Genomic DNA, 15,685 nt, shown 5'->3' on the forward strand with positions numbered 1-15,685 from the left:
AAGAGGTCCCCTCCCGCGAAGAAGAGCGCGCCGGAGAGGGCGATGAAGATCAGGTAGGCGAGGACGTAGAAGTTCTGCGCCGTGGTGACGACGGCCCGCTCCTTCTCGAAGAGTTTGCCGACGTCGTAGAAGGGCTGCAGGAGCGGCGGCCCGACTCTTCCCTGCATCCGCGCGGTGATCTTGCGGTCGATGCCTGCGATGAGGCCGCCGGCTATGGGCGCGAGGATGAGGAAGAGGACTGCGCCGATGAGCCAGTTCATAGGGCCACCCCCGCAAGGACCCATGATGCAAGGATCAGGGCGATGCAGACCACCGCCCCCGGCCGGAAGAGCCGTGCCTCGCCGAAGTACTCGGTGAGGTAGTAGTTCCGCGTCTGGACTTCCCGGGTCAGGCCGAGGGAGCCTGCGAAGTGCAGGTCCGGCGTCGCGGGCCTCCCACCCATGTAGGCCGGGAGGTGTCTCGCGGTCCTCTTGAAGAGGAGGAACGAGACCGGGAGGATCAGCAAGAGAGCCATCATCAGGAGCATGATGGCGATGTTCGCCTGCGCGAGGTTCGCCGTAACCCCGTAGATGGCGAGGACGTAGGGCTCAATCAGCGTCGAGGAGATGACCGGGAAGAGGAGGACGGCCGCTACCACGAGGCCGGTGATGATGTAGAGGGGAGCCCAGGATTCCTCGAAGAATCCCTTCTCGACCTTCTCCTGGTTCCGGGTGACCGCGACGAGTTTACCCATCCACTTCGCCCAGAAGAAGACCGTGACGGCGCTCCCGTAGGCGAGGATGGCGATGAAGATCAGGCCGAAGGGAACCTGGACGAACGCCTCGATCGCCGCCCACTTGGAGACCAGCATACCGAACGGCGCAAGGAACATCCCGGCGATCCCGATGAACATCATCACCGCCATCTTCGGCATCCGGACGATCAGGCCTTCCATGTCCTCGATGTTGCGGCTCCCGATCCGGTGCTCGATCGCCCCGGTCCCGAGGAAGAGGAGCGACTTCGCGACGGCGTGGAAGACGATCAGGAGGATCGCCGCCCAGACAAGCATGTAGGTCCCGACACCTGCACAGGCGGCTATCAGGCCGAGGTTCGCTATCGTCGAGTAGGCGAGGACCGATTTCGCGTCGCTCTGGGATATCGCTATCGCGGACGCAACCAGGAAGGTCACTCCGCCGACGAGGCCGATGGAGAACCCGGCGAACGTTCCGGCAAAGACCGGCGAGAACCGGACCAGGATGTAGACACCGGCCTTGACCATGGTGCTCGAGTGGAGCAGGGCCGAGACCGGTGTCGGGGCCACCATCGCCCCGAGGAGCCAGGAGGAGAAGGGCATCAGCGCAGCCTTCGTGATCCCGGCAAACCCTATCAGGACGGCCGGGATCAGGACGACGGCCGCGTCGGAGGAGGCGAGCACCCGGGCGAGATCGATCCCGCCGCTCGTCGCCTCGGTTGCGGCGAGGAAGATGAGCGCGACGACGAAGGCGACCCCGCCGAGGAGGTTCATCACCAGAGCGCGGAAGGCGTTCTTCGTTGCTTCCTCGGTCTCCGAGTAGCCGATCAGCAGGAAGGAGCTGATGGTGGTGACTTCCCAGAAGAAGAAGACCCACATGAGGTTATTGGAGAAGACCAGGCCGAACATCGCGGCAAGGAAGGCAAAGATGACGAAGAAGAAGAACGTCTGCCGGTCGCGCACCTCCGGGTGGTGATGGTGATACGTCTCCATGTACCTGACCGCATACACCGCGATCAGGCTCCCGATGAGCCCTATGATGAGGGCCATGATGATGGAGAACTGGTCGATGAAGAGGTTGTTGACCGCATGAAGGTTCCCCGAGAACGTTGTCTCGAGGTAGACCACCAGCGCCGCCTGGATGACGGCCAGCACGATTGCCAGGTAGTTCCTGAACTTTGCGCCCATGTAAATGATGAAGAGCGCGAGACCCATCTCGATGGCCACCATGGCGAGGCTGACTGTCTCCGACGGCGCGGCAAAGTAGACCGCGCCCTCGAATGCATACCGCATAAGCAGGTATATCGACGCCCCGCCGATAGCGAGAGCTGAGAGGGCGACCACCGCGTACCGCAATGCCGTCCGCTTCACGAACAACAAAAGACATGCGACGAGGATGGGGAACAGTATAAGAAAGAGCAGCGTCTGCAACTATTGTCCCTCGTAGGGTAACTATGCCCTACTGACATAATTAATCATTCTAAATGGGCACCCGGCGGTATCGGTCGGCGCACGTCCGGCACCGCTGCATCCCGGGTCACGGGAGGGGTGGCCGACCGGAAGACCGCGAAGACGCTCGTTTTCGCTTCTACTCCGGCCTGCACGGCAGCACACCCCGCACGCCCCCTTCATGCTCGCCGGGAGCGTCCCCGCGGTAGCGCGGGATGAAGTGGATATGGACGTGCATGACGTTCTGGCCTGCCGCCTCCCCGACGTTGACGCCGATGTTGTAGCCGTCGGGGTGCCGTTCACGATCGGTGAATTCCCTGCAGCCGTCGATGAGCCGCGCCAGAGCCATCCTCTCCTCGTCGGTCGTATCGAAGTAACTCGCCACATGCCGGAACGGGATCACAAGCAGGTGGCCGGGGCTGACCGGGTGGATGTCATAGCGGGCGTAGCAGAGGTCGTTTTCAAGAACAATATCTTCCGGGGCCGGGTTGCAGAACGGGCATGGCATGGCCTCTGCTCTTGTCCGGATAACTCATGAGGGTTTGGGCCGGGCCGCTCTCAGCCGAGCAGGCGGGCGAGGAGTTTTCCGACGAGGCCCCGAGAGAGGGCGATGGCGTGCTCGGTGCAGATCTCGTGGCAACAGTAGCACCGGATGCAGCGCGCAGGGTCAATCGTCGCCTTGCCCTCCGTGACGACGATCGCGTGTGCCGGGCATATCCGCTCGCATTTCCCACAGCCGATGCAGGCCGGCGCGTTCACGCCGGGGCGGGGGGCATAGATTCTCCCGAACCGCTGGACGACGGCGAGCATCACCCGCCGCCAGACGCCCGTCCTGCTCCCGGCGTAGGTCGAGGGTTTCCGGAAGTCCGGGACCGCGAACTTCTCGGGGTCGTCGCCGACCGTCCGGACTGCCTCCGGGTCGAGAAGTCCGCGCGCGGCCGCGCTTCTCGTGCTCCCGATCTCGAGCGGGTCCATGCCGATGAGCCGCGCGAGGACGGTATCCACGGCCGAGTAGTCGCTTCCGGCGAGGATCACCCCGATCCTGCGCGGGCTGCCGGCCTGGGGGCCGTCCCCCTCCATTCCGACAACTGCGTCCACGACCTGGAGCCGGGGCTTCATGCACTCGTTGAGGTCGACGAGCATCCTCCCGAAGGCGTACTCGTCCTGGAACCGGAAGTGGAAGACCGGTTTCTCAAGTCCCGGGATGAGCCCGAAGAGGTTCTTCGCCGCCCCGGTCATCCGGGTCCACATGTGGGTTTTTACCTTCGAGACGACCACGATCGCGTCGGCCTCGACGGCCGGGGTGATGATCGGGAACTGTTTCATCGTCTCCCCCTCCGGGAACGGGACGATCGCTGAGTCGGTATCGTAGTTCAGGACGGCGCCGGTCTCTTCCGCTACCGCTGCAAACCCGCTACGCGAATACGCCCGCCGCAGGTTCGCCTCGCTGTAGATGATCCCGGCTCCCGGGCTGTCGCCGATGACGACCCGGCACCCGTGCTCGATGAGGAGCCGGGCGACGGCAGCAACGACCGTCGGGTGGGTGGTGACGCACCGATCCGGCTCCTGACCCTGCAGGAGGTTGGGTTTGAGGAGGACCTGTTGCCCCGGCGCAACGAACCTCCCGATGCCGCCGGCAAGGTCGACCGCGCGGCGGACGGCGAGATCGACCCTTTCCGGTGTATAATCGTCGCATCGAACGACGGCGACGGTCGCATCCCGCCCGTCCGGCTGCACCACTTCACTCCTCCCCGAGGCGGCCGAGCGCCTCTTTTGCCGCGAGCATCGCCGCCCCCTGCTTTGTCCGCGCCTCCCCCTCGCCGAGAGGCGTCCCCCCGACGGCCACCCGGGCGGCCCAGACCGGGCAGCTCCCGGGCCCGGTCTGGCGGAAGGCGTACTCGAGGCCGCCGAGATTCTCCCGGGCGACGAACTCCTGGAGCCTCCCCCGGTAGTTCCTGTGGACGTCGCACTCCGCGATCTCGCTCTCGAAGATCGCGAGCACTACCTCCCGGGCAGCATCGAGGCCGCGGTCGAGGTAGATGGCGCCGATCAGGGCTTCGAACGCGTCGGCGATGATCGAGTCGGTCGGTGCCTGCCCCCGTCTCCTGATGACCCCATCGATGCCGAGACCCTGCCGCCGCACGATCTCGGCGAGTTTTGTGTTCCTCGTCACCTGGAGCCTCCGGTTCATCTCCCCCGGCGGGAGAACGTACCCGGTGTAGAGGTGGTCGGCGATGACGAAGTCGAGGACGTAGTTCCCGAGAAACTCAAGCCGCTCGTTGTCGTCGACCACCGTTACCGGGTACTCCCCGCCGTTCGCGTACGACCGGTGGGTCAGCGCCCGGTCGTAGAGGGGAAGGGCCGTATCGCGGACGTCGGTGAGCCCGAACGGTGGGCGGGCGAGGAGTGCTCGTACCTCCGCCTCCCGGTCACGGCTGAGGGGGAGCTCCGGGCGTCCGCGAGGCTCCTGCCCGAGGAGGCCGCCGGTACGAAGTTTTTCCCAGATGGTGGAGAGTCTCATGGTCGTTCGATACAGAGCATCTTGCTGCTCTTGCTGCTATAAAATGGCTTATGTCCAGTTGGATAAATCTTTGCCGAAGCCGGGGCCCGGGAAACCTTTTCGTCACCGGAAAATAGATCTCTATTCGTGAAACAGTCCGTAGCAGGTGAGGCGGGCGGCAGCGTCTACCTGGACATCGAGTTTGGCTACGTCTACGGCACCTGCCGGAGGGTCATGATGCCGATCGAGATAGGAGCGGTTGCCCACCGGCCGGAGGACGACAGCGTCCGCTATACGGGCGAACAGTTTCGCTACGATATCGATGTCGAGATCTGGAAGAAGGTGACCGACTCATGCGGCAAGACCGTCGGTGTCGCAACGACCGTGGCGAATATGGGCCATGAGGAGTACGGGAAGGTCTACGACCACGCGTTCCGGGTTCGGGAGAGCGAGATGCCGGCAGCACGGGCTACCGCCCGGCATGCGTCCGCCGACCTCCGCTCCTTCATGGAATCGGTTCTTTCGACGGGGGATATCGGTGAAGTAGTGGTCTTTGCGGCGGATATGGAGAAGAGAGCCTTCAGGACCGCGGGGGTCTCGCTCGACGGGTGCATGCTCACCGACCTCCAGAGGGAGATCCGGCGGCGTTTTGAGATGAAGCAGGTCCTCTCCCTCGACCGCCTCTCCCGCCTCATCGATTTTCGTGCCGACGGCTCCGTCGTCGCCTCGACTCATTTCCGCTACCCCGTTCCCGATGAGTACCGCCACCTCCTGAACGTTCACCGGGGGATGGGCGACGCCGTCCGGACATTCCTGCTCGCGCGGGAGTTCCAGGAGAGGCTCCCCGCTCTCGAGGCGCGGGTCCGGTCCCTGGTGGAGACCTGCGAGAGTGAGGGGTGACGGTTCATCCCCGGTGCTCGGACCCTGTCAGCAGAACGGTGCGCCACTTCTCTCTTGCCGCACAGAACGGTCCGGCGCTGGTTCAGCTAGTTCGGCTGCCTCCTGAATCAGCGTACGCGGTCCGGTCAGGAGGACATCGATCTCCGTGCCCGGCAGGATCTTCCCGGTCCCTGCGGGGACGTGAAGGCAGGCGTTCGCGCGGACCGCCGTCATCTGCGTCCCGGCTTTCCGGGGCAGGGGGGTGGCGGTGTACCGGCCCCCGGTCCGGGATACCGTCAGGAGGATGAACTCGTCGAACCCGGGATCGGCCAGGATCGCACCGTCGAGCCGGGCACGGAGGGTCTCCGGGGGCGGGGCATAAAACCCCCACGTCGCGAGCAGGGGGAGGAGAAGTTCCCGTACCGCGGCCATGGCGGCGATTGGGTATCCCGGCACCCCGATGACCGGTTTGCCGTCGACTTTTCCGATGATCGAGGGTTTTCCCGGTTTCATGGCGATACCGTGGACAAGCACCTCCCCGAGGTCGCCGATGACGCCGGCGGTGAAGTCCCGGGTGCCTGCCGACGATCCGGCGGAGACCAGGAGGAGATCGTTCTCCCGGATGCCTCTCGCGATAGCCTTCCTGAGTACTTCAGGATCGTCGCGGGCAATCGGGTAGCGTCTCGGTGAGGCGCCGGTCTCTGCAACCCAGGCCGCCGCCGCGGCGGTGTTGCTCTCGATCACCTCTCCCGGCCCCGGCCGCACGCCTGCCGGAACCAGTTCGCTCCCGGTCGGGAGGAGGCCGACCTCCACGAACCGGATATCGAGTTCGGTGATCCCGTAGGTGAGGAGCGCCCCGATGTCGCAGGGGCGTATACGGTGTCCGGCAGGAAGGATCATCTCACCCTCGCGGATTTCGCTGCCGGCGGGATGGATATGCTCACCGGGGGTCACCGCCTTCCTGGTGCGCCAGGCACCGTCCTCGCCGACGATATCTTCGATCATGATGACCGCATCGTGGCCGGGAGGAATCGGGTTGCCCGTATTCACCCGGTGAAACGTCCGGAGGGAGACGTCTCTTCCGTGGCCGGCACCCGGTGTCTCGCTGCTTACGACGGCGAAGCCGTCCCGTGCCGCAACATCCGTTGCCGGAACCGTCAGGGGCGAGCAGATGGATCTTGCCGTCACCCGCCCTGCCGCCCCGGCTACCGGGACCCGTATCGACCGGTCCGGGCACTTAAACGCGGAGAGCATCATCTCCCGGACTTCTGCAAGCGGTTGCAGCGTGAGGTATCGCCTCACCATAGTGCCACGTCCAGCCCGCCTGCGGTGCCGGGACTTCTGGAGTCCAAAAAAAGGTTAGTTCCGGGTGTAGAGATTTGCATACACCGTCTTGCCTTTCGCGGTCGGGTGGCGTTCGCCGAGGTCCCCGATGTAGTGGGTGAATGTAGCCGTCTCGCCGTCGACCTCCTGCTCCACCTCGCCGACCATCTGGAACCCGGGGAGCGGGTTTTCTATCGTCCCGTAGACGTAGATGTTGCCTTTCACCATCTGCCCGCCGACGCGGCCCTTGGCGTTGCCCTTGATAATGACCGTGCCACCTTCGCCGTGGGTGGAGACGTGAATATCCGCATCGCCACCGATAACGATCGTCCCGCCGTTGATGAACGTGGCGGTATCGTTGCCGACGGACCCGGCGACCCGGATCAGCCCGCCCTGCATGCCGCGCCACTCGCCGCGAGGCGATGCGCCCAGATGGTGTCCGGCGTTTCCGTCGATGACGAGTTCGCCGCCTTCCATCCCGATGCCGCAGAACGAGTCCACGTTGCCTTTCACGTGGATCTTCCCGCCCTTCATCCAGCCGCCGATATACATGTCGGCGTTGCCTTCGATGACGATCTCGCCGGCGGTCATCTGCTGGCCGATGCGCTTCACGCGGGTGCAGTCCCCACGGAGGATGATCTTCGTCTCGGCCGCCGTCGCGCCGCCGTCGCCGGCAACCGCGAAGTATGTTCCCAGTGCGCTCTTCTGCTTGCCCTCCCAGACGTCGAGGGCGGCTATCTCGGCAGCCTTTTTGCCTGCAACGTTGTCCGGAGTGATATTCTGCCCCTCAAGCATGAGTTCGGGGGGGTTGGTCAGGGTGAGGATTACTGTCTTCATGGTTATCGCCTCATTCTGTTGCGTCGACCTCGATTACCCGCGGGTTGTGGAGGTGTTCTTCGAAGAGCGAGTAGTTATCGAGCTTCACGCTGTAGTGCCTGAGGAAGTGCTCGTAGATGTCTCTCTGCACCTGTGCGTTCTCCGGAACCTTGACATCGACCCAGACGGTCCGCTTTGCCGGCTCTGCGACGACCTCGCCGTCTCTGACGGTCACGACGCCGTCTTTGACAAGCCAGGCGCACCGCGAGAAGGCCTTCTCGATCATTGCAGGGTCGGAGGGCATGTTCTCGGGGTTGAGGGCGTAGACGGCGATGTCGGCGTCCATGCCAGGGGCGAGCCCGCCGTAGGTGTTGCTGATGCCGAGCGCCTGCGCCGGTCCGGCCCGGGTCATCTGCGCGATCTCATACAGCGTGAGTTCGCGGTCGATACCGTCGATTGAGGTCGCGTCGATCGTCTTGTCCAGCCACTTGAACGTCTTCATCGTCGCGTCACGCGCAGCCCTGCTCATCAGCCAGGTGATGACGCGCGGGTAGCGGGTGAACGGCCCGGCGTTCGGGTGATCGGTGGTGATGAACGTCCGCATCAGGTCTTTGGAGAAGAGGGCCAGCTCCAGGCCGACCGCCCACTGGATGGTGCAGACCTTGACCTTCGGGCTGTAGATGTAGGGGACGACGCCTGCGGCCGTCTCGAGCTCGACGTCCACGTTTGCCCACTTCAGGTGGTTGAGGGAGCAGAGGTGGTGCTCGAACGGCCCGTCGGCGGTCATTGTGGTCGTCTCGTCAAGCGTCACCTGGCCCATATCGACGGTGAGGTTGTCGTGGGCGTTCACGTAGTCCATCACGTCTTTTGCCTTCGACTCGAAGTTCCCCCAGGAGTCGCCGCCGTAGGAGTGGAACTGGAGGTGCGTGATGTGCATCACCTGTTTGCGGCCGAAGTCGTTCTTCGGTGCGTAGCCCTCGGCGAGTTTAAGCGACTCAAGGGTGTCGACGTAGTTGCCGGGGTTCCCGAGGTTGTTGCAGTGCAGGTGCACCGAGTGCGGGAGGCCCAGGTGTTCGTTCGTCTCGATGAGGCCCTTCACGATCTCTGCCGGGGTGATGTCGAAGTAGGGAACCGGGTCGTGGATGTTGACACAGTTCAGCCCCCATCCCCAGGCCTCGGAGCCGCCGGGGTTGACGACCTTGATGCCGAACCCGCGGGTGGCCCGGAGGAGCCAGGCGGTGTAGGCGGCGTTGTTCTCGATCTCGTTGTTCTTGAGGTACTCGAGGGTGAACCAGTTGTTCCCGAAGACCGGCATCGCGGCGTTGTCGATGATCGGGGTGTCCCGGATCTCCTCGTGGACGTGCGGGGAGTGGAGCGGGGGCATCGCCGCCTCGTTGACGAAGACGTAGCCCATCCGCGCGTAGTCGTAGCCGGTCTTGAACGTCGAGGGGACCGAGAAGCCCATCTCCATTCGGCTGCACGTAGGGGATTTGAGGGGGCTCTTGAAGAGTTTGTCCTCCGGCCTGAAGAGCCGGCCGACGTTCACCTTCGGCCCGACGACGTGGGAGTGAACGTCCACGCCGCCCGCCATCACGGTCATGCCGGCGGCGTCGATCGTCTTCGGGTTCGAGAGGGTGCCCGTCTCGACGATCTTGCCGTCTTTGACCCCGATGTCCATCCGGTCGCCCTTGATGCCCTGCAGGGGATCAACGACGAACCCGTTCTTGATGATGAGTTCGCTCATGCTTTACTCCTCCGCGCGGACGCCAGCCGGGGCGGCCTTGATCTCGGCCTTCGCGGCCCCCTCTGCTTCGAGTTCGCAGAGCCGCTTGTGGATCCGCTCGAAGAGTTCCTCATCGCTGATGACACCCTCGGGCGGATCGATGACTTTGCGGTACTGGATCGGGACGTTGTCCATCCGGTAGACGATGCCCGGGACCTCGACCCCGACGATTCCGACCGGAATATGGAGGTCGGAGATCTCGCTCGCCATGCAGATGTTCGGATCGATGGTGATCCAGGGGTGCTTTCGGAGATGCTTGACCGCCTCGATCGGGAAGTGGGCGCCGGCATCGGTTCCAATGTTGATGAAAGCGTCGACCTCGTCGCGCATGGCAAGATCGACGGAACTCGTCTCACCGGGGTTCATGTGGGCGATGTCCTTCTTCGTCAGGTCGAGACAGTAGGGGAACCCGTACTGCCATGACCAGACCGCGCCCGGCCCGGTGATGTTGTAGTGGCCCCGCATCGCCATGATCGTCCACTTGGTGTAGTCGTTGAGGTCCCGGGTCAGGCTGATGGCGATATCCACGTTGTGGTTCCGGCCGTCGGAGTGGCAGAGCCCCATGCCGTAGAAGATGGTGCCGAACCGGGCCTTCTTCATGATATTGGCGACCTCGAGGATCTGCTCGCGCTTGATCCCCGCAACCTCCTCGGGGATCTCGTGGCCCCGGACGACGGCGCGGAACGCGTCGAAGAGTTCGTAGTCGTGCCCCTGCCTCACCTGCAGGTAGATGTCCGCCACCTGGGCGGTATCGGTGTGGCGGGGATCGATCACGATGATCTTGCGGCTTTTCTGGCCTTTGCCCGTGAAGAAACCGCGGGGGAAGATCGAGTAGCGGGACATGTGCCGCGGGTGGGCGTGAGCGGGGTTTGCGCCCCAGTAGAGGACGACGTCCGCGCGGTTCTTTGTCTCACCGAGGGTGCAGCTCGGGTAGCCGTTGTCGAATATGGCAAGGAACGAGGACCCGTGGCAGATGGACGCGCAGTTGTCGAGCACGGCCCCGGCTTTCTCGGCGACCTTGGCCGCGGCGGCCATGCCCTCGCAGTTGGTCGATCCAAACCCGTAGATCAGGGGTTTCTTCGCGTTGTAGAGGACTTTTGCCGCGTAGTCGACTGCCTCGTCGTAGGAGATATCCTTGTAGGTGCCGTCCGGCTGGCGGAGGCGGGGAAGCTTAACTCTCTCGCCACCCGTGGCGTGGTGGAAGATCTGGTTGCCGATGGCACAGGCATTTTCCACCTCGATGATCTGCTTTCCATCGTCCGATACGGTCACGACAAGGTCGTCGCAACAGACGCCGCAGTATGGGCATCCAACGTTCTCAACTTTCTTTGGCATTACTGATCACCTCTCCACAACCCGACGGCCCCCTGGACGAGTTCGAGTGCGCTCTTCCGACGTTCGCCGTTCACCGGTTCGACCGTTACGGGGAAACCGCTGTACTGGGGCTCTCCGGTCGCCTGGGTCCGCGGGGGAACAATCTGGTTTGCCCAGACGCCCTGTGGGATGAATGCAAGGCCGGGGTAGAGCGACTGACGCCCTTTGACGGCCTTGACGACCACGCTTCCGCATTCGCTCGTCACCCGTACCAGCTGGTTCGGGACGAGGCCCAGCGCCTTGACGTCGTCATCGTGCATCTCGATGATCGAGCAGGCCTCGAAGTATTCGGGGGTCGTTTTGCCCTTTTCCATCGCAACGCCTTCTTCGATGGAGCGCTGGGTGATCATGTTCAATGTAATCCTGTTCGCCATGGTTTTGCCTCTATGTGGTTGGTGAGATCAGCCTCCCGACACTCCGGCAAATCGGTTCCCGTAGGGCGTGACGCTCCCGATGAGGTGTGTTACGGGGGATCTGCTCGCCTGAATGAGAGGAACCTCTCTTGACGGAGCACGGGTGGATCACTTTGTCATAACTTGTAATGGTATGTATTTAACTATTCCGTATTTGTAAGTTATTTCAGGTGATCAACTTTACATCGCGAACCCTGAAGGGCTCTGTTTTCAAATATGGCGGTATTTTTGTGGGATATTAGGAAAATGGACGTTTTAATTCGGGGGTCTCGCTGTTGCCGGTCTGCCCCGTGTGTATGTCGTTCGGTTAACCTGTCGATGTCGGGGTATGGATCTGCCGGGAGCCGGCATGCGGGTCCGTGTCGGTGGTCTCTCTCAGGAGTCCGGGTAGTGGGGGTACTATATAGATATGCCTCTTTTACTTCTGGCAGTAATAAGGTAAGTTTCTAAAATCGCGGTCAGACATGGTCTGAATTTACAATAATTCCTTTCTGAGGGTAGATTTATATGTCCCGGGGTGCAACCTATAAAGTCGGGTACTTTCAGCCTCTCACTGGTGTGAGTTGTTTTAACTATTGCTATTAGTATTGTCTATTTTATTATTTAATTATACTCTTCCCCTCAGGATCGTCTGACGGATTGTCTGACAGTCCGGGGCGGCGAAATCCTTTTTAAGTTTCGCGTTCAACCATTTGAACCGTTCAATCTCAATTTTAAAATATCCGTTTGGGAATATAATTAATATGAATATTACTTTTTGCAAAAAAGTCCATCTAAATTCGCAAATTTTATTAATAACTCTCCTTCTACTCTTATAGTCCCTTTTGGGACGTGCAGTAGCGGCCTTCAGAGAACCGGAGCGGGTGTTTGCCCCGGCCTCTTTCATGAATGGAATGCATTGAACAAGGGTAAAAGGATGAAATACTATGGCTAAATACACGGAAACAATTGACCTCTATTCTGACGACGGAAAGCTGCTCAAGAGCGGCGTCACCCTCGACAGAGTCAGCCCGCTGGTTAACCCGGCCACAGGTAAGATCATCGACCTGACCAAGCGAACGATCAACGTAAACCTCGGGGGTATCCAGGATGCGCTCAAGGTTGGCAAGCTTGGAAAGGGCAAGATCAAGGGAAGAGAACTGGATCTCCCCATTATGGAGAACAAGGACGCCATCGTCGCCAAGATCAAGGAGATGATCCAGGTTGAGGAAGGCGACGACACTGAGATCATGGAGTTCAACGGTGGAAAGCTCCAGCTCGTCAAGGTCCCATCGAAGCGCCTGATCAACGCGTCCACCTACGACGCCGCGATCACCTCGGTCGCAGCCGCAACCACGTTTGCGATCGTCGACCAGTTTGACATCGACGCCTTCAACGCATCCACCGTCAAGGCGGCCTGCTGGGGCAGTTACCCGCACACCCAGGATCTGGAAGGCGCACTCGTCACGTCGATCCTGACCATCCCCCAGAACAACGAGGGTATCGGCTACGCGCTCCGGAACATCCCGGTCAACCACACCGTCATGATGACCAACCGGAACGCCCTGCAGGGTGCAGCACTCGCATCCACCCTCGAGACCGCCGGTATCTTCGAGATGGGATCCGCCGTCGGGCCGTTCGAGCGCGCCATGCTGCTCGCCTACGCCTACCAGGGCCTGAACGCCAACAACATGGTCTACGACCTCGTCAAGGCAAACGGCCAGACCGGAACCATCGGCACGGTCGTCCAGAGCCTGGTCGAGCGCGCCATCGAGGACAAGGTCATCACCCCGGGCAAGAAGGGCGGGTACTTCCAGTTCTACGACACCAAGGACCCCATGCTCTGGAACGCCTACGCCGCTGCGGGAACCATGGCAGCCACCATCGTCAACTGTGGTGCCGGACGGTTCGCCCAGGCGGTCTCCGCGACGCTCCTCTACTTCAACGACCTGCTTGAGCACGAGACCGGTCTCCCGAGCACCGACTACGGCCGTGTCATGGGTACCGCTGTCGGGTTCTCGTTCTTCAGCCACTCGATCTACGGCGGTGGCGGCCCCGGTATCTTCAACGGCAACCACGTCGTGACCAGGCACGCCGCAGGCGTGGCTATCCCGTGTGTGGTCGCTGCAGCGGCGCTCGACGCCGGAACCCAGATGTTCTCGCCCGAGAGCACCTCGAAGATCTATGCCGACACCTACGGTAAGATCGACGTCTTCAACAAGCCGATCAACCAGATCGCAAACGGAGCCTGAGCAGAGATCCAGAATGATGAAGGCCACATTCCCACGGGCGAGGATCGTGCCCATACGGGTGCTCAACCCTGAGATCGCTGAACACCTGCTCGATATGCCTGCCTGCATCCGCCGGATGACGATCCATGGTCGCGGTGCGATACAGCGCCCATCGGCCTTGCGGACCCCTGGAACGGGGGAGGCCCGGCGGTCACCCGGGACCCGCGGTGCGGCAGGTGCCTCTATACCTGGAAATATGGCTGGGAATCGTTCAAAATCGGAAATAGATAAGATATCAATCACTTTGAGGTGAATAAAACAATGGCATACAAGCCCCAGTACGGTCCCGGGACATCAATTGTCGCCGCGAACCGGCGCAAGCAGATGAACCCCGGCCAGAAGCTTGAGAAGGTTCGTTCCGTAACGGATGAGGACATCGTGCTGATCCTCGGTCACCGCGCACCCGGATCGGCATATCCGAGCGCCCACCCGCCGCTCGCCGAGCAGCAGGAGCCCGAGTGCCCCATGCGCAAGCTCGTCAAGCCCACCGAGGGTGCCAGGGCCGGCGACCGGGTCCGCTACATCCAGTTTGCCGACTCGATGTTCAACGCCCCCTCGCAGCCTTACCAGCGGACCTACACCGAGTGCTACCGCTTCCGCGGCATCGACCCCGGTACGCTTTCCGGCCGTCAGATCGTCGAGTGCCGCGAGCGCGACCTCGAGAAGTACGCAAAAGATCTCATCGAGACCGAGATGTTCGACCCCGCTCTCGTCGGCATCCGCGGTGCGACTGTGCATGGTCACTCGCTCCGTCTTGCTGAAGACGGCATGATGTTCGATATGCTCCAGAGGAACGTCCTCGGTGAGGACGGCGTCGTCAAGTACGTCAAGAATCAGATCGGCGAACCCCTCGACCGTGCGGTTGCCGTCGGCAAGCCTATGGACCAGAACTGGCTCAAGGCCCACACGACGATCTTCCACTCGCTCGTAGGAACCTCCTACCGCAATGACACCGAGTACGTCGAGTACGTCCAGCGCATCCACTCGCTGCGGACGAAATACGGCTTCATGCCGAAAGAGGAGTGATTACAATGGCAAAGATTGAGAGATCCCAGAAACTGTTCCTGAAGTCGCTCAAGGAGAAGTTCCAGGGGCAGGACGTCGAGTCCGAGACCGCCGAGTTCTACAAGTTCAACGGCGTCCGCCAGTCTCCCCGTAAGATGGAGTTCATGAAGGCCAGCCGCGCCGTCGAGATGGACCGCGGTGTCTCCATGTACGATCCCGAACGCTGCCACCTGGGCGGCATCCCGATGGGCCAGCGCCAGCTGATGACCTACGAGGTCTCCGGCACCGGCGTCTTCGTCGAAGGTGACGACCTGCACTTCGTCAACAACGCTGCGATGCAGCAGATGTGGGACGACATCCGGCGGACTGTCATCGTCAACATGGACCTCGCTCACCAGACCCTGCAGAAGCGTCTGGGCAAGGAAGTCACCCCCGAGACGATCAACGAATACCTTCACATCTTGAACCACGCGATGCCCGGCGGCGCCGTCGTCCAGGAACACATGGTCGAGACTCACCCCGGCCTCGTCGACGACTGTTACGTCAAGGTCTTCACCGGCGACCAGGAGCTCGCCGACGACATCGAGCCCCAGTTCCTGCTGGACATCGAGAAACTCTTCACCGCCAAGCAGGCCGAAGAGCTCAAGGCCGAAGTCGGCAAGAGTATGTACCAGGCGATCCACATCCCGACCGCGGTCTCGAGGACCTGCGACGGTGGAACGACCTCCCGGTGGTCTGCAATGCAGATCGGTATGTCCTTCATCGCTGCCTACCGCATGTGCGCCGGTGAAGCGGCTGTCGCCGACCTCTCCTACGCCGCAAAGCACGCAGGCGTCATCCAGATGGGATCCCACCTGCCCGCCCGGCGTGCCCGTGGCCCCAACGAGCCCGGTGGCATCAAGTTCGGTCTCTTCGCCGATATCGTCCAGGCGAACCGGAAGTATCCCAACGACCCCGCCAAGGCTGCCCTCGAGGTCGTCGGTGCCGGAACCATGCTCTACGACCAGATCTGGCTCGGCTCCTACATGTCCGGCGGTGTCGGATTCACCCAGTACGCGACCGCGGCCTACACCGACAACATCCTCGACGAGTTCACCTACTACGGTATGGACTACATCAAGGACAAGTACAAGGTCGACTGGA

Annotated in this window: 14 protein-coding genes; 4 read left to right on the top strand and 10 right to left on the bottom strand. The window is 62.0% G+C overall.

From position 1 onward, the window contains the following. From PLN84_RS10480 to PLN84_RS10500, 5 genes are all read right to left on the bottom strand, one after another. Positions 1-260: NADH-quinone oxidoreductase subunit H (locus PLN84_RS10480; protein ID WP_348532056.1), on the bottom strand; the 260-nt coding region annotated here is incomplete at its 3' end. After that, the gene (locus PLN84_RS10485; RefSeq protein ID WP_348532057.1) at positions 257-2,101 is read right to left on the bottom strand and encodes a proton-conducting transporter membrane subunit; all 1,845 of its coding nucleotides are present in this window, start codon (positions 2,099-2,101) and stop codon (positions 257-259) included. The genes PLN84_RS10485 and PLN84_RS10480, both read right to left, overlap by 4 nt. A 217-nt stretch (positions 2,102-2,318) precedes the next feature. Next, a complete protein-coding gene (locus PLN84_RS10490; protein WP_292383031.1) occupies positions 2,319-2,687 on the bottom strand; it encodes an HIT family protein in 369 nt (122 codons plus the stop codon). Positions 2,688-2,737: 50 nt separating this feature from the next. After that, on the bottom strand, positions 2,738-3,919 hold the full coding sequence (locus tag PLN84_RS10495) for a DUF362 domain-containing protein (RefSeq protein WP_292383029.1): 1,182 nt from the start codon (positions 3,917-3,919) through the stop codon (positions 2,738-2,740). A 1-nt stretch (position 3,920) separates the two neighbouring features. Continuing rightward, a complete protein-coding gene (locus PLN84_RS10500; RefSeq protein ID WP_292383028.1) occupies positions 3,921-4,700 on the bottom strand; it encodes a ribonuclease III domain-containing protein in 780 nt (259 codons plus the stop codon). 126 nt (positions 4,701-4,826) lie between these two features. Here PLN84_RS10500 and PLN84_RS10505 point away from each other — a divergent pair, with 126 nt between their 5' ends. Beyond that, positions 4,827-5,579, top strand: a complete 753-nt coding sequence (locus PLN84_RS10505) for a hypothetical protein (protein WP_292383026.1) — start codon at positions 4,827-4,829, stop codon at positions 5,577-5,579. Positions 5,580-5,606: 27 nt separating this feature from the next. Here PLN84_RS10505 and PLN84_RS10510 read toward each other — a convergent pair whose 3' ends face one another. From PLN84_RS10510 to PLN84_RS10530, 5 genes are read right to left on the bottom strand one after another with little or no spacing between them, the layout of a single operon-like run. Beyond that, the gene (locus PLN84_RS10510; protein WP_292383024.1) at positions 5,607-6,863 is read right to left on the bottom strand and encodes a molybdopterin-binding protein; all 1,257 of its coding nucleotides are present in this window, start codon (positions 6,861-6,863) and stop codon (positions 5,607-5,609) included. Positions 6,864-6,917: 54 nt separating this feature from the next. After that, positions 6,918-7,718: a formylmethanofuran dehydrogenase subunit C gene (locus PLN84_RS10515; protein ID WP_292383023.1), complete on the bottom strand. Its 801-nt coding sequence runs from the start codon at positions 7,716-7,718 to the stop codon at positions 6,918-6,920. 10 nt (positions 7,719-7,728) lie between these two features. Continuing rightward, positions 7,729-9,441 (bottom strand): formylmethanofuran dehydrogenase subunit A, encoded by a 1,713-nt coding sequence (locus tag PLN84_RS10520; RefSeq protein WP_292383021.1) that lies wholly within the window; start codon positions 9,439-9,441, stop codon positions 7,729-7,731. Positions 9,442-9,444: 3 nt separating this feature from the next. Continuing rightward, positions 9,445-10,815: a formylmethanofuran dehydrogenase subunit B gene (locus tag PLN84_RS10525; protein WP_292383019.1), complete on the bottom strand. Its 1,371-nt coding sequence runs from the start codon at positions 10,813-10,815 to the stop codon at positions 9,445-9,447. Continuing rightward, positions 10,815-11,228 (bottom strand): molybdopterin dinucleotide binding domain-containing protein, encoded by a 414-nt coding sequence (locus PLN84_RS10530; RefSeq protein ID WP_292383017.1) that lies wholly within the window; start codon positions 11,226-11,228, stop codon positions 10,815-10,817. The genes PLN84_RS10525 and PLN84_RS10530 overlap by 1 nt, the downstream gene beginning before the upstream one ends. 965 nt (positions 11,229-12,193) lie before the next feature. Here PLN84_RS10530 and mcrB point away from each other — a divergent pair. The 3 genes from mcrB to PLN84_RS10545 all read left to right on the top strand — a co-directional run. After that, on the top strand, positions 12,194-13,498 hold the full coding sequence (mcrB, locus tag PLN84_RS10535) for a coenzyme-B sulfoethylthiotransferase subunit beta (RefSeq protein WP_348532058.1): 1,305 nt from the start codon (positions 12,194-12,196) through the stop codon (positions 13,496-13,498). A gap of 300 nt (positions 13,499-13,798) precedes the next feature. Next, positions 13,799-14,563, top strand: a complete 765-nt coding sequence (gene mcrG, locus PLN84_RS10540; RefSeq protein ID WP_292383013.1) for a coenzyme-B sulfoethylthiotransferase subunit gamma — start codon at positions 13,799-13,801, stop codon at positions 14,561-14,563. A 5-nt stretch (positions 14,564-14,568) separates the two neighbouring features. After that, positions 14,569-15,685: methyl-coenzyme M reductase subunit alpha (locus tag PLN84_RS10545; protein ID WP_348532059.1), on the top strand; the 1,117-nt coding region annotated here is incomplete at its 3' end.

The organism is Methanoculleus sp. (assembly GCF_035363275.1).
Classification (GTDB): domain Archaea; phylum Halobacteriota; class Methanomicrobia; order Methanomicrobiales; family Methanoculleaceae; genus Methanoculleus.